This window comes from Streptomyces sp. WY228, from assembly GCF_019287315.1.
Lineage (GTDB): Bacteria > Actinomycetota > Actinomycetes > Streptomycetales > Streptomycetaceae > Streptomyces > Streptomyces caviscabies.
Genome location: NZ_CP079114.1, coordinates 5,349,477 through 5,369,285 on the forward strand (window position 1 = coordinate 5,349,477; position 19,809 = coordinate 5,369,285).

Consider the following 19,809-nt stretch of genomic DNA (forward strand, 5'->3'; position numbering starts at 1 on the left):
AGCCATGTCCACCACACCCCCCGCCCCCGTCTCCGCCACGGCTTCGACGGCCCCGGAGACGACGCGTCCCGTCCGTGAGCACCGCTACGACATCGACCTGATCCGGCTGCTCTGCTCGGTCGCCGTGATCGGCCTCCACACCGGTTCGGCGTTCGTGAACACCGTGGGCCGGACGGCCTCGCAGGGGTCCGGCACCTACTGGGCCGGGCTGGTCGCCGACTCCGCGGGCCGCTTCGCCGTGCCGCTCTTCTTCGCCATCGCCGGCTGGGTGGTCCTGGCCGGGGCCCCGCCGAAGGACGGCGCGCGGCTGCGGCGGCGGATCGTGCGGATCGTGGTGCCGCTCGCCGTCTGGACCGCGCTCTACCTGGCCTGGGGCAAACTGCGCGACACCAACGACGACCCGCTCCGCCAACTCGCGCTGGACTCCGTCTTCGCCTCGGTCCGCCCGGCCTACCACCTCTGGTACCTGTACGCCTATCTCCCCGTGATCATGGTCCTGGGCCTGGTCGTGCTGGTTCGGGCGGGCAAGCGGCCGTGGGGGCTCGGCGCGGTCCTGCTGGTCCTGGCCGCCGCTCCGTCGTTCCTCGGCGACCTGGCCGAGGCCACCGGCCGTGAACTGCCGCGCTTCGGCTGGGCGTTCGCCCCGTACCAGCTGATCTACGCGGTGCTCGGGGCGCTGCTGCTCGCCGCCCCGGCCGGTACGTTCGGCCGACGGCGGTGGCCCTGGCTGCTGCTCGCGGCGGGCGGGCTGGCGGGAGTGATCGCGTACCAGCACGAGGTGCACTACGCGATCCCGTACGCCCACATCCTGGTGGGCCTGTTCAGCTGCGGAGTCCTGGTCTCGCTGCACGGCCTGCGCGTCCCGGAGCGGATGCGGCCCACGCTGACCCGGCTGGCCGAAGCGTCGTTCGGGGCCTACCTCGTGCACGTCCTCGTCCTCGGCGTCCTCGACGACGCCTTCGTCCGGGCGGACCTGAGCGGCGCGGCCGCCGGAGCGCTGGTCATCGGCATCACGGCGGCCACGACGGCGCTGTCGTTCGGCGCGGCCCTGCTGTGGGGCCGCGCCGGGGCGAGCAAGGTGCTGGGCTGAACGCCCGCGCCCCCGTGCCGGCCACCGGCTACCAGCTCCTGCCGGTCTGCCCGCGCCCGCCCGCGGCCCCCGAGCCCCCGCCGCTCCTCAGCCCCCGCTCCTCCGCAGCGCCCGGGCCCGCCGGGCGACCCGGCGCAGGGCGGGGTTGGAGCGCAGGAACGCCAGCCGCGCCGGGACCACTCCGGGAAGCGCGAGCGAGGCCAGGCGGCGGCGCTTGAAGTAGCGCCAGGTGCGGCCGTCCAGGTGCGCGGACAGATAGCGCTCGGCGTCCGGGCGCAGATCGGGGCGCACCTTCGGCCGCATCGCGAAGCCGACGGCCGCCAGCAGACCGTTCACCTCGTCCGCGCCGTCCGGCTTCACCTCACCGTTCACCCTCACCGTGCCGCCCGACCCCACCGTGCCGTCCAACTCCGCGGCGTCGCCCGTCTTCTGCGCGGCGACCGCCTTCGCGTCGTCGAGAGCGGGCAGCACGGCGTCGGCGAGCGTCGCCGGTATCCGCTCGGCGTTCTCGTACGGCGTCAGGCGCTCCAGCAGCAGCCCCGTGCCGACGGTCGCCACCGGCAGACCGTGGAACCGGGCCGCCCCGAACAGCGCGGCCGAGGTGCAGCCGACGACCAGCGCGGGCCGCAGCCGGTGCAGCAGCACATCGGCCGGGACGGGCCGCGTGGTGTCGAGCACGGTCAGCCCGACGCCCAGCCGGTCCGCCTCGGCGAGCAGCGCCGCCGGGCTCTCCCACGGCGCGTACGGATCCGGCGCGAACACCAGCCGGGTGTGACCGAGGGCCGCGGCCCCGCGCACCATCTCCAGCCGCAACCCCGCCTCCTCGGCCGCCGTGATCAGCCCGGCCCCGGCGAGATCCTGCCCGAGCAGCAACGCGGGCGCCTCGACGTCCGGCACCCCCGCGCCCGGCGCCCCGGCGCCCGGCACCCCCGCGTCCGGCAGCTCCAGGGCCGAGCCGGCCGCGTCGGACAACTCCCCGTCCAGGTCGGCGAGTTCGCCCACCACCTTGGTGATCGCCCCGACCGGAACGATCTGCGGCTCCACCCCGTACTCGCCCAGCAGCAGCGGGCGCACGCCGGGGACCAGGTCCGGATGGAGCAGCCGCCGCACCCGGGTCCCGGCCGGCGGCGGGAGCTTCTCGCCGGTCGGGCCGTAGCCGCCGGGCCCCTCGGCGTACACATCGACCGGCACCCCGGCGAAGACCTGGGTGAGGGCCCGGGCGGGCCCGGCGTGCGGGGAGTCCACCACCAGCTCCAGCGGCTCCTCGCCGAGCCCCCAGGCGCGCCGGAAGTGGCGCTCCCACAGCGGGGCGTCGTCGGCCCGGGGCAGCCAGCCGTCCGGGTGGAAGGGGAAGATCGCGTCGTTCCACGAGAGCACCTCGTCGAACCGGGCGCGCAGCCGTTCGAAGCCGATGGTTTCCGAGACATCGGCGCCGGCCTCCGGAGCCGCCCCGGTCCGGGACAGCAGCAGGATCCGGCGGTCGGGCTCGGTGAAGCAGCACGCGTCGATCGCCGCGGCGAGCAGCACCGTCGCGGCGGGCGAGGAGGCGTGGAAGATCCGGATGGTCATGCGGCCGAGGCCCCCTTCGCGGCCGGGCGGCGGCGCAGCCTGCGCACCCGGGTCGCCCGTGTCACGTCCATGGAGTCGAGAGCCTCGTCCAGCAGTCTCTGCGGCAGGCGTCCCAGGGCCGCCGCGCCGCGCGACTTCAGTTCGCGGGCCACGGCCGGTTCGAATTTGTCGAGGTCGCCCAGATGATGGGCGATGACCGCGCAGTACGTACGGACGGCCTTCGGCAGAAACATCTCCGCCTCGCGGTCCGTGGCCGTATCGGCGATCACCTGGTCGAAAGCGCGCAGGAAATCGAGCTGGCGGACGTCACCGATCTGGGTCAGGGAAGTGGCGACGCCCCGCCGGTAGAAATGGCCGAGCAGACCGAGGACGGCGAAGGATTCCGCCTCCCGGTGCAGCCGCCAGATCCACGGCCGGTCCTCGGCGGTGCGCAGCCCGTCGGTGAAGTGCAGCAGCCCCCGGTCCAGCAGTCGCCGGTGGTAGAGGCCCGCCCAGGCGAACGCGTAGTCCACCGACGTGGTGCGGTGGGCGGGCAGGATCGCGGACCGGGGGTCGCTCACCACGCCGTGCGGCCCGTGCGGAACCCGGCGCACGGTCCGCGAACTGCCGTTCACCTGGACGTGGTCGGTGCGTACGAAGTCGCAGCCCAGCGCCTCGGTCCGGGCCAGCAGCCGGGCATAGTGGCCGGGGGCCAGCCAGTCGTCGCCGTCGAGGAACGCGATGTACTCACCGCGGGCGGCGTCCAGACCGGTGTTGCGCGCGGTCGCCAGACCGCCGTTCACCTCGTGCCGCAGCAGCACGGCCCCGGGGATCTCCTCCGCGGCCCGGCGCAGCAACGGGAGTGTCCCGTCGGTCGAACAGTCGTCGACGAGAAGGAATTCGACGTCCTCGCGGGCGTTGGCCCGCAGACTTCTGAGGGTGTCGGGCGCGTAGGTCTGCACGTTGAAGAACGGCACGATGACGGAGAGCTTAACCACGCACATCACCTTAGGTGCGGCCTCGGACCCTTCCTTTTCCGCAATGCGCCCGGCAGGTGAACAACGTCCGACGCCCAGGTGAATCAGCTTTTCCGGAGCGGGAATTGAGGGCGTATTCGGGGTGCCTCCCCAATCGTCGGCTCGCTGTTAACCATCTGTTGCCATCGCGTTGGGCCGCGCATCGAAATGCCTTCCTAGCTTCTAGGACGTGCCCCCACGTACCAGCCATGAGGCCGAACCGGCCGAGACCCCCGCCGCCCGACCGGCGCTCCGGGTCGCCGTCCTCGCCGACTCCGACACCCGGTGGAAATGGGGCGCGCTCACCGCGCGCCGCCTGACCGCCGGAGCGGACGGACCGGACGCGCGCCCCGTCGAGGTCAGCGGGCTGCTGCTGCGCGGCCGGGCCACCCCGACGCCCCGCCAGCTCGCGGAGGTCGGCGAGGTCGGCATCGACGCCGAGCGGGTCCGCGAGGTCACCGCCGTCGAGTTCCTGCACACCGTGCGCGAGGAGAAGTACGACCTTCTCGTCCTCGCCCTCGTCGGCGGCGGCGTCCAGGCCATGCTGCACGGACTGGCCGCCCTCGACCTGCCGCGCCGGCCCGTCGTCGTCACCGGATATGTCGGGGTCGTCTACGAGAAGCTCGCCGACGGCCTCCTGCTGCGCCACGGGGCCGACGTCGTCCTCGCCAACTCGGCCCACGACGCGGGGCGTTTCCGCGCGGTGTACGAGGGGGTGGGCGCCGACGCCTCGGCCGTCACGGAGGCCGCGTTGCCCTTCCTCGGCGGAGCCCCGTACGAGCCCGAAGAGGGCCGCGCCACCGTGGTGTTCGCCGCCCAGCCCTCCGTACCGGCCTCCCGCGCCGACCGTACGTATCTGCTCCGCCGGCTCGTCGAGCACGCCCGGCTGCACCCGCGCCGCGAGGTGCTGCTGAAGCTGCGCTCCAAGCCCGGCGAGCACACCACGCACATCGAGGAACTGCCCTACCAGAGGCTCGCCCAGAAGCTGCCCGGCGGGCTGCCGCCCAACTTCCGCCTGGTGTACGGGCACATGGGCGAGGTCCTGGACCGCACCGACCTCCTGGTCACGGTCTCCTCGACCGCCGCGCTGGAGTCCCTGCACCGCCGCATCCCGACCGCCGTCCTCACCGACCTCGGCGTACGGGAGACCCTCGGCAACCACCACTTCGTCGGCTCCGGGCTCCTCACCTCCTGGGACAAGCTCGACGGCGGGCTCCGGCCCCGGCCGGACGCGGAGTGGGTGGCCGGGCAGGGCGTCGCCGCCGACGGCTCGTACAGCACCGCCTACGACACCGCCCGCGCCAAGGTGGCCGCCCTCCTCGACGGCGGTCAACTCCCGCCGCTCGCCCCCTACTACACCCCCGCCACCGCCCCCGGCTACCTCCCCGGCATCCTCGCCCGCCACCACCTGGCCCCCGACGGCACGCCCCTGCCCGGCGCGGCCGCGCCGCAGGAGCCCGGCCGGGTCCGGGGCGCGGTGCGCGAGACCGTCCGCAACGCCGCGCGCGGCGCCTACCGCCAGGGCGTCCAGCGCGTCGCCCCGGTGATCCGCCGGATGGGAGAGCTGTGACCACGCCGGCGGCCTCGACCACCTCAGGAACCGCCATGACACCAGGAGCAGCGATGCAGCCGCCCCCGACCCCGACCGTCCTCGCCGTGATCCCCGCCCGCGGCGGATCCAAGGGCGTCCCCGCCAAGAACCTCGCCGAGGTCGGCGGCATCCCCCTGGTCGCCCGCGCCGTCCGCGCCGCGCTCGGCGCCCCCGAGGTCACCGACGTCGTTGTCACCACCGACGACGGGGCGATCGCCGAGGCCGCCCGGAGCGCCGCCGCCGACCTCCAGGCCGCCCACCGGCTGCACTGCGTCGAGCGCCCCGCCGCCATCGCGGGCGACACGGCGACCAGCGAAGCGGCCGTGCTGCACGCCCTGGACGTCTACGAGGCCGAGCGCGCCCGCACCGTCGACGTGGTCCTCCTCGTCCAGTGCACCAGCCCGTTCGTCTCCCGCGAGGACATCGACGGCGTGGCCCGGGCGGTGGCCCACGAGGGCGCGGACACGGCCGTCACGGTCGCCCCGTTCCACGGCTTCGTCTGGCGCGACGGGCACGCGGTCGAGGAGGGAACGTACGGCGTCAACCACGACAAGTCCGTACGCCCCCGCCGCCAGGACCGCCCGCAGGACCACCTGGAGACCGGCGCGGCCTACGCGATGGACGCGGCGGGCTTCCGCACCCACCGCCACCGCTTCTTCGGTCACACCGCCCTGGTGCCCACCGACCCGGCGCGGGTGCTGGAGATCGACGACCCGCACGACCTGGCCCGGGCCCGCGCGCTCGCCCCGCTCCTGGACCCGGCCCCGCTGCCCTCCCTCGCGGACGTGGACGCGGTCGTCCTGGACTTCGACGGCACCCAGACCGACGACCGGGTCATGATCGACTCCGAGGGCCGCGAGACGGTCGCCGTGCACCGGGGCGACGGACTCGGCATCGCCGCCCTGCGCAAGGCCGGCGTGCCCCTCCTGATCCTCTCCACCGAACAGAACCCGGTCGTCGCCGCCCGCGCCCGCAAGCTCCGGATCCCCGTCCTGCACGGCATCGACCGCAAGGACGAGGCGCTGAAGCGCTGGTGCGACGAGCACTCCATCGCCCCCGACCGGGTCCTCTACGTCGGCAACGACGTCAACGACCTCCCCTGCTTCTCGCTCGCCGGCTGGCCCGTCGCCGTCGCGAGCGCCCACGACTCGGTACGCGCCGCCGCGCGCGCCGTCACGACCACCCCCGGGGGCTACGGCGCCATCCGCGAGATCGCGGCCTGGCTGCTCGGCCCCACCCTCACCTCCACTCCCTCCCCTTCTGTCCCCACCAAGTAAGGAAGCACCACCATGAGCACCTCCCGCCTGCGCACCTTCGGCACCCGCACCGCCGGCCCCGGCAACCCCGTCTACATCACGGGTGAGATCGGCATCAACCACAACGGCGACCTCGACAACGCCATCGCGCTGATCGACGCGGCCGCCGAAGCCGGCTGCGACGCCGTCAAGTTCCAGAAGCGCACCCCGGAGATCTGCACCCCGCGCGACCAGTGGGACATCGAGCGCGACACCCCCTGGGGCCGGATGACGTACATCGACTACCGCCACCGCGTCGAGTTCGGCGAGGCCGAGTACACCGCCATCGCCGAGCACTGCGCCGAGCGCGGCATCGACTGGTTCGCCTCCCCGTGGGACACCGAGGCCGTCGCCTTCCTGGAGAAGTTCGACGTCCCGGCCCACAAGGTCGCCTCCGCCTCGCTCACCGACGACGAGCTGCTGCGCGCCCTGCGCGCCACCGGCCGGACGATCATCCTCTCCACCGGCATGTCCACCCCGAAGCAGATCCGCCACGCGGTCGAGGTCCTGGGCAGCGACAACATCCTGCTCTGCCACGCCACTTCCACGTACCCGGCGAAGGCCGAGGAGCTGAACCTGCGGGTCATCAACACCCTCCAGCAGGAGTACCCGAACGTCCCGATCGGCTACTCCGGCCACGAGACCGGCCTCCAGACCACGCTGGCCGCCGTCGCGCTCGGCGCCACCTTCGTCGAGCGCCACATCACCCTGGACCGCGCCATGTGGGGCTCCGACCAGGCCGCCTCCGTCGAGCCGCAGGGCCTGACCCGCCTGGTCCGCGACATCCGCACCATCGAGCAGTCGCTCGGCGACGGCGTCAAGAAGGTGTACGAGTCCGAGCTCGGCCCGATGAAGAAGCTCCGCCGCGTCGCGGGCGTCGTCGCCGAGACCGAGAACGCGCCGGCCCCCGAGCCGGTCGCGGTCTGAGCGCCGACCGGTGAACCTCGCCTTCGTCGAGAGCCCGGTCCAGCTCCTGAACGTCCTGGAGTGGGTTCACACCCAGGGGGGAGACGATCCGGCCGCCACCACGGTCGTCGTCCTCCCCCCGGTCGACCCGATGTCGCGCGGTCAGCTGCGCCGGATGGCGGAGCTGGCCCGCGACGAGGGCATCGCCGTCCGCTGGCAGGAGGCGCGCGGCGAGTCCGGCGCCCCCCTGAAGGCCCTGCGCGCCCTGGCCGGACTGGTCCGGCGCGCGGACCACATCGTGATCGGGGACCCGTTCTCCCGTTACGTCCAGCTCCTGCTGACCCTGGTCCGCGCCGACCGCCTCACCGTGGTCGACGACGGCACGGCCACCATGGAGTTCGTCGCCCAGCTGGCCCGGGGCGAGCGGCTGACCCGCTGGCACCGCCGGGGCCGTACGGGACCGCGCGAACTGGTCCTGGCCCCGGTCACCGCCACGGCCCGCCGCCGCTTCACCCCGACGGCGCGCCACACGGTCGAGGTGTTCACCGCGATGCCGGTCGAGGCTCCGCCCGGCATCGCGGTCACCCCGAACACCTTCGCCTGGACCCGGGCCCGCTTCGGCCCGCCCAGCATCGGCAGGGGCGCGGACCTGGTCGGCACCTCCCTGGTCGAGACGGGCGTCGTCGACCCCGTCCCGTACCAGGAGGCGGTCGCGGCCCTGGCCCGCACGCACAGCGCCACCCGCTACTTCGCCCACCGCCGCGAGTCCGCCGAGAAGCTCCACGCCCTGGAAGCCGCCACCGGCCTGGAGATCGTCCGCCCGGACCTCCCGCTGGAACTGATCGCCCGCCGCGGCCCCATCGGCCGCACGATCGTCAGCTTCCCCTCCACGGTCGTCCACACCCTCCCGCTGGCCCTGGCCGGCACGGGCGTGAACGTCGCGGTCTGCGACATCGCCCCGGAATGGCTCCGCGCCACGGCCTCGCCGCGCGCCCAGGGCTTCCTGAGCGGCGTCACGGAGACGGCGCGGGGGGTGCAGCGACTGACCTCGACGGCCCACGCGTAGGGCGCCCGCCGCGGCGGGCGCCCCGGGGAGTCAGGCGTTCCGCGGAGGAACACCCGGCCGAGCGGGCGGAGTCACCCGATGGCCCTCCCCTCCCCGAAACCGAAGCCGCCGTCCGCCGACACACGGCCCGGCCACAGTGTCAGGGTGCCGTCCTGCGTACGGCCGTGCAGATCGGCGACACCGTCGCCGTCGAGATCGCCGACCGTGTCCAGCACCGGACGGGCGGCCGTGGTGAAACCGGTACCGATCAGCACACGGTTCTCGGGGTTGCCCCAGACAGCGGGGTCCGGCTCACCGTCCGTACCGTTGCCGCCGTGCACGCCGTAGAGGTCGCCGGTGGCCTTCTCACGGAGCCACAGGTCGGCCAGGCCGTCACCGTTGACGTCGCCGGGCGCGAGGACGGTGAAGTCGTCCCACTGCGAGCCGCCGACCGGCACCGGCACGTCCAGCTGCGTCCCGTACAGGCCGTGGTAGATCCACAGCCGGCCGCCCTCCTGGACGAGGAGATCACTCCTGCCGTCACCGTTCAGATCGCCGGGGGCGATCACCTGCTCCGCGTTCCCCCAGTGGTCGTCACCGGTCCAGCCGGGCTCGCCCACACAGCCGTAGTCCTCGTCCGGGACCGGGCAGTCGACCGTCAGAAGCTGTCGGCTCCGGGGGCCGTCGACCCTTCCCAGACCACTGTTGGGGTGGACCCAGAGCTGCTTCCTTCGGGTGTTGACGTTGTACTCCAATGTCACCAGGTCGACGTATCCGTCGCCGTCCCAGTCGGTCCGATAGGCGGTGCCTGCCCCGGGCGCGGTCAGCCCCGCCTCGGCAGCGGGGGCGAAGGTCCCGTCTCCCCGGCCCGCGTAGGTCAGCAACTCGCCCCGGTCGTCCAGGCTCCAGATGTCCTTGGCACCGTCCCCGTTGAGGTCGCCGGGGGCATCGGGAGTGGTGATGCCCTGGGCGTAGAAGCGGTACGTGGTCGTGTCCGAGCGGTTGCCGGAACGGTCGACGCTGTAGACGTACAGCATGTGCGGGCCGCCGCTCAGCGGGGTGGCCGTCACGTCCGCCGTTCCGCCGGGGGAGACGGCGACCTCCCGCTGCTGCGGGTCGAAGGTGCTGTACCAGACGTACCCGACGACATCGTCCACGCCGTTGGCGCCGAAGGTGAAGGTGCCGGGAGTGCGGGCGTCCCCGGTCACCGGGGGCCATCCGGAGTCCCCGTCGGGGAACTCCTCCGAGGAGACGGTCGGCGGCCGGTCCGGTCGTACGCGGTCGACGGAGAAGAGGCAGTGGTCGGTCCAGGCGGAGGCGGCGCCCGCCGGGTCCGTGGCACGGACCCGCCAGCGGTAGTCACCGGAAGGCAGGTCGATCGACGAGGCCGAGGCGGTGCCGCCCGCCGTGGCGGCCACCGAGCGCTCGGCCACCGGGTCCGTGCCGTCTGCGTCGAAGACCTGGAACTGCGCGGTGAGTGAGGGCGAGTCGGCGTCATCCACCCGGGCCATCAGAGTCGTCCGGGTGTTGCCGATGAATCCACCTGCGCACGCGGTCTCGGGGCTGGTGGCCAGGCGGTCCGGTATCTCGGGGGGCAGGTTCATCAGGCGCGCGCCGGTGGACGCGGCGTGGGATTCCTCCGCCGCGACGGGCGGGGCCAGGACGGCGACCGTGCTGAGGGAAGCGGCGACAGCCACCAGGAGCGTGCCCTGACGGATCCGTCTCTTCCTGGTCCGTCTCCCTCTGGCCGGGGCGGCGTCGGACCGACTGTTCATGGCGCTCCTCACAGGATGTTCACGATTTTTCGCGATCCTATGAGGGACCCTGTCGCGGTGTCCTGTGCCTTTCTCACCGGCGCGCGCACCCGCCCCGGAAGAGGATTTGGTATACCCGCAACCACCCTCTGTCACACACCCTCACCCGAACTTTGTTCGCCTGCACGGCTGAAATTTCCTAGATCCATGGCCAGTTGAGGGGGCAGGGGGCCTACGCTTCGTAAGGTGAACCAGTTGAAGTCCCGCGCCTCCCGCCCCCACCACCCGGCCGGCCAGCCCGGGGGAGGTGCGCTGCCCGGCAGGCTCTCCGACGAACTCCGTGCCGAGCTGATCGCCTTCCGCCGCGACCTCCACATGCACCCCGAGCTCGGCAACCAGGAGTTCCGCACCACCGCGGCCATCAAGGACCGGCTGGAGAAGGCCGGGCTGAAGCCGAAGGTTCTCGCCGTGGGGACCGGGCTCATGTGTGATGTGGGGGAGTGGGACGGGGTGACGCCGATGCTGGCGTTGCGGGCGGACATCGACGCGCTGCCGATCCCGGACACCAAGGCGGGCGTGCCCTACCGGTCCACCGTGCCCGACCGGGCGCACGCCTGCGGGCACGACGTGCACACCACCACCGTGCTCGGCGCGGGCCTCGTGCTCGCCGGGCTCGACCGCGAAGGGCTGCTGCCCAACGCCGTGCGGCTGATCTTCCAGCCCGCCGAGGAGGTCCTGCCCGGCGGCGCGGTCGACGCGATCGAGTCCGGGGTGCTGGAGGGCGTCGGGCGGATCATCGGCGTGCACTGCGACCCGAAGGTGGACGTCGGGCGGATCGGGCTGCGGATCGGGGCGATCACCTCTGCCTGCGACCGGCTGGAGATCACCCTCGACGGTCCCGGCGGCCACACCGCCCGCCCGCACCTGACCACCGACCTGGTCACCGCCGCGGCCCGGATCGCCGTGGACGTGCCCGCCCTGCTCGCCCGCCGGGTCGACGCCCGCTCTGGGCTCGCGCTGACCTGGGGCCGCCTGGAGACCGGGCACGCCCCCAACGTCATCCCGCAGCACGCCGAGCTGTCCGGCACCGTCCGCTGCCTCGACCTGGACGCCTGGCGCGCGGCCCCCGACCTGGTGCATGCCGCCGTGGACGAGGTGGCCGGAATGCATCGGGCCAAGACCGTCATCAACTACGTCCGCGGCGTGCCGCCCGTGGTGAACGACGCCGAGTCCATCGGCCTGCTGGACGCCGCGATGACCGAGCGGCGCGGATCGTATGCGATCGAGGACACAGAGCAGAGCCTCGGCGGCGAGGACTTCTCCTGGTACCTGGAGCAGGTCCCCGGTGCGATGGCCCGCCTCGGCGTCCGTACCCCGGGCGACACGCGCGGGCTGGATCTGCACCGCGGCAACTTCGACGTGGACGAAGAGGCCATCGCCGTGGGAGTCGAGCTGTTCACCGCCTCGGCGCTGCTCGACGGGAAGCGTTAGCGGAGCGTTGACACACTCTTCGTAGGCCGTTCGTGGACCTGCGGGCCGCCTTCTGTTCACGACGATCCGATAACGGCTTCCGTACGTGCTCTTATCTGACATCTACGCGCGTTACGATCGCCGCGAAACCAGCGCCGGAAGAGGCGCTTCGGTCAGGTTTGAAGGAGCCTTCCCTTGCGCCGGATCACCAGGATCACCACCGTGGGCATTGCGTCCGCGGCGCTTGCCCTCAGCGTCACCGCGTGTGGCGAGAACTCGTCGGACTCCGGGTCCGGCTCGGGCGGCGACAAGGCCGCCATCGCCTATGACATCGGCGGCCGTGGCGACCAGTCGTTCAACGACGCCGCCTACGCCGGTCTCGCCAAGGCGGAGAAGGAACTCGACATCTCCGGCAGCGAGGCCGAGCCCTCCGACGGTGAGGGCGACGCGGACAAGGTCCAGCGCCTCACCGAGCTGGCCCGCTCCGGCAACAACCCGGTGATCGGCGTCGGCTTCGCCTACGCGCCCGCCATCAAGAAGGTCGCGCCGAAGTTCCCGAAGACCACCTTCGGCATCATCGACGACGCCTCGGTGACCGGCGACAACATCGCCAACATCGTCTTCAACGAGGAGCAGGGCTCCTACCTCGCCGGCGTCGCCGCCGCCAAGGTCACCAAGTCGAAGACGGTCGGCTTCATCGGTGGTGTCGAGACCCCGCTGATCAAGAAGTTCGAGGCCGGCTTCGTCCAGGGCGTCAAGGACACCGACGCCTCGGTCAACGTCCTTCCGCAGTACCTGACGCAGCCGCCGGACTTCGGTGGCTTCTCCAAGCCCGACCTCGGCAAGGCCGCCGCCCAGGGCCAGCTCGACAAGAAGGCCGACGTGATCTACTCGGCCGCCGGTCTGGCCGGTTCCGGCGCCATCGAGGCCGTCTCGAAGGCCGGCAAGTGGAACATCGGCGTCGACTCCGACCAGTACCAGCAGAAGGGCCTCGCGGCCTACAAGGAGTCCATCCTGACCTCGGTCACCAAGGACGTCGAGGACTCGGTGTTCAACCTGATCAAGTCGGTCCAGGACGGCAAGCCGGAGACCGGTGAGATCCGCTACGGCCTGGACAAGGACGGCGTCGGCCTGTCGATGTCCAACCCGGCCTTCACCAAGATGACCGATGTCATCGAGGCCGTGGACAAGGCCAAGCAGGAGATCATCGACGGCAAGATCACCGTCAAGACCGCTCCGTAAGCAAGCAGCTCGGCGTCTTTCCTGCCGAACGGCTGGTTTCCCCAGGCCCTGTCCGTCCCCGCGCCGCACCCCGGCCCGGCGGACGGACAGGGCCGCGGGCCCGTCCCCGCCCGACGAGCAGGTCGTCCGCAGCACCACTCGAAGAAGATCCGCCTCTCGCAGTGCTCTCCCACCCGGTCCGGACCGCGCGTCCGGACCGTGACGTGCATCTGTGTTTCACGATTCGGCAGCGCTACGCGTGTAGACAGCCCTCCGGCGCGATAACTTCACCCCGCCCCCCGGGGCCCCCGAGCCCTCAGCCCCTCCGCCCCCGCTCCTGTCCGGCCAAGGAGAGTGCGTCATCAACGCGTCCAGCAGTCCCCCTGCCGTAGAACTGCACGGCATCACCAAGCGCTTCCCCGGCGTCGTCGCCAACCACGACATCGACATCACCATCGGCAAGGGCACGGTCCACGCGCTCGTCGGTGAGAACGGCGCCGGCAAGTCCACCCTGATGAAGATCCTCTACGGCATGCAGAAGCCGGACGAGGGCACCATCGCGATCAACGGCGAGCAGGTCTCGTTCTCCAACCCGGGCGACGCCATCGAGCGCGGCATCGGCATGGTGCACCAGCACTTCATGCTCGCCGACAACTTCACCGTCCTGGAGAACGTCGTCCTCGGCGGCGAGAAGCTGTACGGCATCGGCGCCGGCGCCCGGAAGAAGATCAAGGAGATCTCCGACGCGTACGGGCTCGGCATCCGGCCCGACGCGCTCGTGGAGGACCTCGGGGTCGCGGACCGGCAGCGCGTGGAGATCCTCAAGGTCCTCTACCGGGGCGCCCGCATCCTCATCCTGGACGAGCCGACCGCGGTCCTCGTGCCGCAGGAGGTCGACGCGCTCTTCGCCAACCTGCGCGAGCTCAAGGCCGAGGGACTGACCGTCATCTTCATCTCGCACAAGCTGGGCGAGGTGCTCTCCGTCGCCGACGAGATCACGGTGATCCGCCGCGGCACGACCGTGGGCACCGCGGACCCCGCGAACACCACGACCAAGCAGCTCGCCGAGCTGATGGTCGGCAGCGAGCTGCCCTCGCCGGAGACCCGCGAGTCCACCGTCACCGACGTACCGATGCTGCGGGTCCAGGACCTGAAGCTCACCGTCACCGACCCCGACGGCACCGTCCGCGACGTGCTCGCCGGCATCGACTTCACCATCCACCAGGGCGAGGTCCTGGGGATCGCGGGCGTCGAGGGCAACGGCCAGACCGAGCTCATCGAGGCCCTGATGGGCATGCGCACCCCGGACGCCGGAGTGATCACGCTCGGCACGGACGACATCTCGCGTGTGCCGACCCGTAAGCGGCGCGAGTCCGGCATCGGCTACATCCCCGAGGACCGCCACCGCCACGGCGTCCTGCTGGAGGCGCCCCTCTGGGAGAACCGCATCCTCGGACATGTGACCGAGAAGCCCAACAGCCGCGGCTGGCTGCTGGACAACAAGGCGGCCCGTGCCGACACCGAGCGCATCGTGCGCGAGTACGACGTACGCACGCCCGGCATCGAGGTCACCGCGGCCTCGCTCTCCGGCGGCAACCAGCAGAAGCTGATCGTCGGCCGCGAGATGAGCCACGCGCCCACGTTCCTGATCGCCGCCCACCCCACCCGTGGCGTGGACGTCGGCGCCCAGGCCCAGATCTGGGACCAGATCCGCGAGGCCCGCCGCGAAGGACTGGCCGTCCTGCTGATCTCGGCCGACCTGGACGAGCTGATCGGGCTCTCCGACACCCTGCGCGTCATGTACCGCGGCCGACTGGTCGCCGACGCCGACCCGGCCACCATCACCCCGGAGGAACTGGGCTCGGCCATGACCGGCGCCGCCACCGGTCACCTCGAAAGCCCGGAGGACGAGGCCCGATGAAGAAATTCGACAAGGACCGGCTGATCCTGGGCTTCGCCGGTCCGGTGCTCGCCCTGGTCGTCGCCGTCGTGCTGACGACCGTGGTGCTGCTGGCATCCGGGCAGAACCCCTTCGAGCCGTACCGGATCATGTTCGAGTCGGCCGGCTACGCCGACGTACAGGTCCTGATCATCAACCAGGCCGGCACGTACTATCTCGCCGCGCTCGCGGTGGCCGTCGGCTTCCGGATGAACCTCTTCAACATCGGCGTCGACGGGCAGTACCGCCTCGCCGCCATGATGGCCGCGCTGGTCGGCGCGAGCGTCGACCTGCCGGGGCCGCTGCACATCGCGCTGATCGTCATCGTCGCGATGCTCGTGGGCGCCTTCTGGTCCGGTATCGCCGGCTTCCTCAAGACCACCCGCGGAGTGAGCGAGGTCGTCTCGACGATCATGCTCAACTCGATCGCCACCGCGCTCGTCGCCTGGATGATCCTGCCGAAGAACTTCGGCGAGCAGCCGGCCGGCTCCAACAACCTGACCACCGGCGAGATCCCGGAGTCCGGCTGGTTCCCGGGGCTGCCGATGGGCGACATGGCCGGGGAGATCTACGGCTTCACCTTCGTCGCCGCCGGCTGCGGTGTCGTGTACTGGTTCGTTCTGAACCGCACCCGGTTCGGCTTCGACCTGCGCGCCACCGGGGCCAGTGAGACCGCGGCCCAGGCCTCCGGTGTGGACGCCAAGAAGATGATCCTCACCTCGATGCTGATCTCCGGCGCGGTCGCGGGCCTGGCGGGCATGCCGACGCTGCTCGGCGACACCCACACCTACAGCCTCGACTTCCCCACGGGCATCGGCTTCACCGGCATCACCATCGCGCTGCTGGGCCGGAACAACCCGCTCGGCATCGCCCTCAGCGCCCTGCTGATCGCGTTCCTCGACAAGTCCTCGGCCTCGCTCGACCAGTACGGGTACGAGAAGGAGATCGCCACGATCATGCAGGGCCTGATCGTGATCTCGGTCGTCGTCTCCTACGAGCTGGTCCGCCGTTACGGCATCCGCCGCCAGCAGCAGAAGGTCGGCGAGGAACTCGCCGCCGGACACGCCCTCACGACCGAGAAGGAGGCGGCCCTGTGAGCACCAGCAAAACCATCGCCGCACGCCCCGCCCCCAAGAAGGGCAACGGCCGCCGCAAGCTCACCCTGCCCGTCGTCCTGCTGATCATCGCGGGCGGTCTCGCCCTGGTCTCGCTGGTCCGCATCATCAGCGGCGCCGACGACATCACCTCCGTCGGCCAGGTCCGCGGTGCGCTGGCACTCGCCGTTCCGATCGGCCTCGCCGGACTCGGCGGTCTGTGGGCCGAGCGCGCGGGGGTCGTCAACATCGGCCTCGAGGGCATGATGATCCTCGGCACCTGGTTCGGCGCCTGGGCCGGGTTCCAGTGGGGCCCGTGGACGGGCGTCCTCTTCGGTGTCCTCGGCGGCTGCCTCGGCGGTCTGCTGCACGCCGTCATCACCGTCACCTTCGGTGTGAACCACATCGTCTCCGGCGTGGCCATCAACATCCTCGCCGTCGGCGTCACCCGCTACCTCTCCAACTTCGCCTTCGACGGCGTCCAGGGCGGCTCCTCGAAGCAGTCCCCGCGCATCGATCCCATCGACCGGATCACCGTTCCGGGACTCTCGGACTGGATGCAGGACCTGCAACAACAGCACTGGTTCCTGATCTCCGACCTGGCGGGCATCATCGGCGGGCTCGTCACCGGCCTGTCCCTGCTCACCGTCGTCGCCCTGCTGCTGATCCCCGCCACCTGGTGGATCCTGTGGCGCACCCCGTTCGGGCTGCGGCTGCGCTCCTGCGGCGAGAGCCCGGTGGCCGCCGAGACGCTCGGCGTCAACGTGTACAAGTACAAGTACATCGCCGTCACCATCTCCGGCGGTCTGGCGGGCCTCGGCGGCGCGTTCCTCGCGATCGTCTCCACCGGCATCTACCAGGAGGGCCAGACCGGCGGCCGCGGTTACATCGGTCTCGCCGCGATGATCTTCGGCAACTGGATGCCGGGCGGCATGGCGCTGGGCGCGGGCCTCTTCGGCTTCACCGACAGCCTCAAGCTGCGCGGCGGCGCCGAGAACGTCCACGCGATGCTGCTCCTGCTGGCGATCCTGCTGGTCATCGCGGTGTTCTGGCAGCTGTACAAGAAGAAGTACGTCTCCGCGGTGATCGCGGCCGCCGTCTCGGCGCTGCTGTTCACCTGGTACTTCCTGACCGACCAGGTGCCGAGCCAGTTCGTCGACGCCGCTCCGTACGTCACCACGCTGCTGGTCCTCTCGCTCTCCGCGCAACGGCTGCGGATGCCCAAGGCCAACGGTGTGCCGTACCGCAAGGGCGAGGGCAAGTGACGCCGCCGCCCGCCGCCGTGCCCTTCGGCGAGGCCGACTGGGATGCCCTGCGGGAGGCCGCCCGGGACGCCATGTCCCGTGCGTACGCCCCCTACTCGGGCTTCCCGGTCGGGGTCGCCGCCCGGGTGGACGACGGCCGCACGGTCACCGGCTGCAACGTGGAGAACGCCAGTTACGGCCTCTCGCTCTGCGCCGAGTGCGGTCTGGTCTCCACGCTCCAGGCCACCGGCGGCGGTCGGCTGACCCACTTCACCTGTGTGGACGGCACCGGGGCGATCCTGGTGCCGTGCGGCAGGTGCCGGCAGCTGCTGTACGAGTTCGGCGGGCCGGAACTCCTCCTGGAGACGCCCGCCGGGCGGCGCACGCTGGACGAGATGCTGCCCCAGTCGTTCGGCCCGCAGCACCTCGGCTGAACCCGTATCTCCCGGCGGTGGCCCTTCCCTTCCCGGAAGGGCCACCGCTCTTCCCCCTCTCTATGCGCGTAGAGTCAACGAGGACTCTTGCGTACGCACCCGGCCGGAAGGACTCCCATGGACGCCATCTCCGTCATCCGCACCAAGCGGGACCGAGGCGAGCTGACCCCCGAGCAGATCGACTGGGTCATCGACGCCTACACCCGCGGCGAGGTCGCCGACGAGCAGATGTCCGCCCTCGCCATGGCGATCCTGCTCAACGGGATGAACCGCACCGAGATCGCCCGCTGGACCGCCGCCATGATCGCGTCCGGCGAGCGGATGAACTTCGACGCGCTCTCCCGCCCCACCACCGACAAGCACTCCACCGGTGGCGTCGGCGACAAGATCACCCTGCCGCTCGCCCCGCTGGTCGCCGCCTGCGGCGCGGCCGTGCCGCAGCTCAGCGGCCGGGGCCTCGGCCACACCGGCGGCACCCTGGACAAGCTGGAGTCCATCCCCGGCTGGCGGGCCCACCTGTCCAACGCGGAGATGCTGAACGTCCTCGACACCACCGGCGCGGTCATCTGCGCCGCCGGTGACGGTCTCGCGCCCGCCGACAAGAAGCTGTACGCGCTGCGCGACGTCACCGGCACCGTCGAGGCGATCCCGCTGATCGCCAGCTCGATCATGTCCAAGAAGATCGCCGAGGGCACCGGCGCGCTCGTCCTGGACGTCAAGGTCGGCTCCGGCGCCTTCATGAAGACCATCGAGGACGCCCGCGAACTGGCCTCCACCATGGTCGCGCTCGGCACCGACAGCGGAGTGCGCACGGTCGCCCTGCTCACCGACATGTCCACCCCGCTCGGCCTCACCGCGGGCAACGCCCTGGAGGTCCGCGAGTCCGTCGAGGTCCTCGCCGGCGGCGGCCCGCAGGACGTCATCGACCTGACCCTCGCCCTCGCCCGCGAGATGCTGGACGCGGCGGGCCTCAAGGACGCCGACCCCGAGAAGGCGCTGGCCGACGGCTCCGCGATGGACGTCTGGCGCCGCATGATCTCCGCCCAGGGCGGCGACCCGGACGCCACCCTCCCGACCGCCCGCGAGCAGCACGTGGTGACGGCCCGCACCTCCGGCGTCCTGACCCGCCTGGACGCCTACGACGTCGGCGTCGCCGCCTGGCGCCTCGGCGCGGGCCGCGCCCGCAAGGAGGACCCGGTGCAGGCCGGCGCGGGCGTCGAGCTGCACGCCAAGCCCGGCGACACCGTCACCGAGGGCCAGCCCCTGATGACGCTGCACACGGACACCCCGGAGAAGTTCGACTACGCCCTCAAGGCGCTGCCCGACGCATACGACATCGCCCCGGCCGGCACGTCGTTCGCACCGCTGCCGGTGGTGCGGGAACGTATCGCCTGACCTGCGGTTTTCTCGTACGGGTGAACGGGACCGGTGGACTGCCGCCGGTCCCGTTCGGCATGCTGGACTCGGTGACGTACCGATAGAGGAGACCGCCATGAGCGCACTCACCGTCGACCCCGTGCCCGGCCCTGGCCAGGACTGGGACGACCTCGTCCGGATCTGGGAGGAGACGGACGCGCCCGAGGGCTGCAAGGTGGAGATCATCGAGGAGATCGTCACCGTGTCGCCGCCGCCGTCCAAGGACCACAACACCACTGCTGAGCTGCTCCAGCGCCGGCTCTACACCGTCGTTCCGGAGGACTGGGGGATCTACCAGACCCTCGGCCTCTCGCTGCCGGGGCGGGGCGGGATCTACATCCCCGACCTTGTCGTCGTGGACCGCGCCTCCGCCACCGGGCCGGGCAACACCGTCCCCGCCGAAGAAGCCCGCCTCGTCGTGGAGATCACCTCCCGCGCCAACGCCAACCACCACCGCGTCAGCAAGGTCAATGGCTACGCCAAGGCTGGAGTCGAGCTCTTCCTCCTCCTCGACCCCTGGCACTCCGGCCGCCCCACCGCGACGCTCTACGGCGAGCCGGACGGCGGTACGTACCGGGTGCTGGAGACGGTCGAGTACGGGCGGAAGCTGAGCCTCCCCGAGCCGTTCGGGCTGGTCCTGGACACGGGCGTCTTCCCCATCAGCTGACACACGAGCGGCCCGCCGCACGGAGTGCATCCGTGCGGCGGGCCGCCGTCGTGCGGGGGCGGGCCACCCGCGAGGGTGG

General features: G+C 71.7%; 16 protein-coding genes. 13 read left to right on the forward strand and 3 right to left on the reverse strand.

The annotated features are described in order from the left end of the window. Positions 1-4: 4 nt before the first annotated feature. The gene (locus tag KV381_RS23550) at positions 5-1,090 is read left to right on the forward strand and encodes an acyltransferase (RefSeq protein ID WP_030084597.1); all 1,086 of its coding nucleotides are present in this window, start codon (positions 5-7) and stop codon (positions 1,088-1,090) included. An 87-nt stretch (positions 1,091-1,177) separates the two neighbouring features. Here the strand turns inward: KV381_RS23550 and KV381_RS23555 are convergent, their stop codons facing one another. Continuing rightward, on the reverse strand, positions 1,178-2,659 hold the full coding sequence (locus KV381_RS23555; protein WP_030084599.1) for a polysialyltransferase family glycosyltransferase: 1,482 nt from the start codon (positions 2,657-2,659) through the stop codon (positions 1,178-1,180). Continuing rightward, positions 2,656-3,636: a glycosyltransferase family 2 protein gene (locus KV381_RS23560; RefSeq protein ID WP_030084601.1), complete on the reverse strand. Its 981-nt coding sequence runs from the start codon at positions 3,634-3,636 to the stop codon at positions 2,656-2,658. The genes KV381_RS23555 and KV381_RS23560 overlap by 4 nt, the downstream gene beginning before the upstream one ends. Before the next feature lie 208 nt (positions 3,637-3,844). Here KV381_RS23560 and KV381_RS23565 point away from each other — a divergent pair, with 208 nt between their 5' ends. Genes KV381_RS23565 through KV381_RS23580 form a run of 4 tightly spaced genes read left to right on the forward strand, consistent with a single transcriptional unit; the run spans position 3,845 to position 8,512 of the window. Beyond that, complete coding sequence (locus KV381_RS23565; protein ID WP_030084603.1) at positions 3,845-5,224, forward strand: DUF6716 putative glycosyltransferase; 1,380 nt, start codon at positions 3,845-3,847, stop codon at positions 5,222-5,224. A gap of 53 nt (positions 5,225-5,277) precedes the next feature. Beyond that, positions 5,278-6,522, forward strand: coding sequence for an N-acylneuraminate cytidylyltransferase (locus KV381_RS23570; protein WP_030630605.1), 1,245 nt, complete (start codon positions 5,278-5,280; stop codon positions 6,520-6,522). Between the two features lie 12 nt (positions 6,523-6,534). Then, positions 6,535-7,467 (forward strand): N-acetylneuraminate synthase family protein, encoded by a 933-nt coding sequence (locus KV381_RS23575; protein ID WP_030084607.1) that lies wholly within the window; start codon positions 6,535-6,537, stop codon positions 7,465-7,467. 10 nt (positions 7,468-7,477) lie between these two features. Further along, positions 7,478-8,512, forward strand: a complete 1,035-nt coding sequence (locus KV381_RS23580; protein WP_218786154.1) for a hypothetical protein — start codon at positions 7,478-7,480, stop codon at positions 8,510-8,512. A 71-nt stretch (positions 8,513-8,583) separates the two neighbouring features. On the opposite strand, the gene KV381_RS23585 is transcribed toward KV381_RS23580, so the two are convergent. Beyond that, positions 8,584-10,188 (reverse strand): VCBS repeat-containing protein, encoded by a 1,605-nt coding sequence (locus KV381_RS23585; RefSeq protein ID WP_030630602.1) that lies wholly within the window; start codon positions 10,186-10,188, stop codon positions 8,584-8,586. Positions 10,189-10,500: 312 nt separating this feature from the next. Between KV381_RS23585 and KV381_RS23590 the strand changes: the two genes are divergently transcribed. The 8 genes from KV381_RS23590 (at position 10,501) to KV381_RS23625 (ending at position 19,730) form a co-directional block, all read left to right on the forward strand. Continuing rightward, a complete protein-coding gene (locus KV381_RS23590) occupies positions 10,501-11,736 on the forward strand; it encodes an amidohydrolase (RefSeq protein ID WP_030084613.1) in 1,236 nt (411 codons plus the stop codon). A 174-nt stretch (positions 11,737-11,910) separates the two neighbouring features. After that, positions 11,911-12,957 (forward strand): BMP family protein, encoded by a 1,047-nt coding sequence (locus tag KV381_RS23595; RefSeq protein ID WP_030084615.1) that lies wholly within the window; start codon positions 11,911-11,913, stop codon positions 12,955-12,957. A 316-nt stretch (positions 12,958-13,273) separates the two neighbouring features. Next, positions 13,274-14,857, forward strand: coding sequence for an ABC transporter ATP-binding protein (locus tag KV381_RS23600; protein ID WP_030084617.1), 1,584 nt, complete (start codon positions 13,274-13,276; stop codon positions 14,855-14,857). After that, positions 14,854-15,972 carry an ABC transporter permease gene (locus tag KV381_RS23605; protein ID WP_030084619.1) on the forward strand — a complete coding sequence of 373 codons (1,119 nt, stop codon included), beginning with the start codon at positions 14,854-14,856 and terminating at the stop codon, positions 15,970-15,972. The genes KV381_RS23600 and KV381_RS23605 overlap by 4 nt, the downstream gene beginning before the upstream one ends. Beyond that, on the forward strand, positions 15,969-17,234 hold the full coding sequence (locus KV381_RS23610) for an ABC transporter permease (RefSeq protein ID WP_030084621.1): 1,266 nt from the start codon (positions 15,969-15,971) through the stop codon (positions 17,232-17,234). Before KV381_RS23605 ends, KV381_RS23610 begins: the two co-directional genes overlap by 4 nt. Further along, entirely contained in the window at positions 17,231-17,647 is a 417-nt protein-coding gene (locus KV381_RS23615) for a cytidine deaminase (protein ID WP_030084623.1), read from the forward strand. Before KV381_RS23610 ends, KV381_RS23615 begins: the two co-directional genes overlap by 4 nt. Positions 17,648-17,764: 117 nt before the next feature. Beyond that, the gene (locus KV381_RS23620; RefSeq protein ID WP_098025752.1) at positions 17,765-19,042 is read left to right on the forward strand and encodes a thymidine phosphorylase; all 1,278 of its coding nucleotides are present in this window, start codon (positions 17,765-17,767) and stop codon (positions 19,040-19,042) included. Positions 19,043-19,139: 97 nt separating this feature from the next. Then, on the forward strand, positions 19,140-19,730 hold the full coding sequence (locus KV381_RS23625) for a Uma2 family endonuclease (protein WP_218786156.1): 591 nt from the start codon (positions 19,140-19,142) through the stop codon (positions 19,728-19,730). The last annotated feature ends 79 nt before the right edge of the window (positions 19,731-19,809 follow it).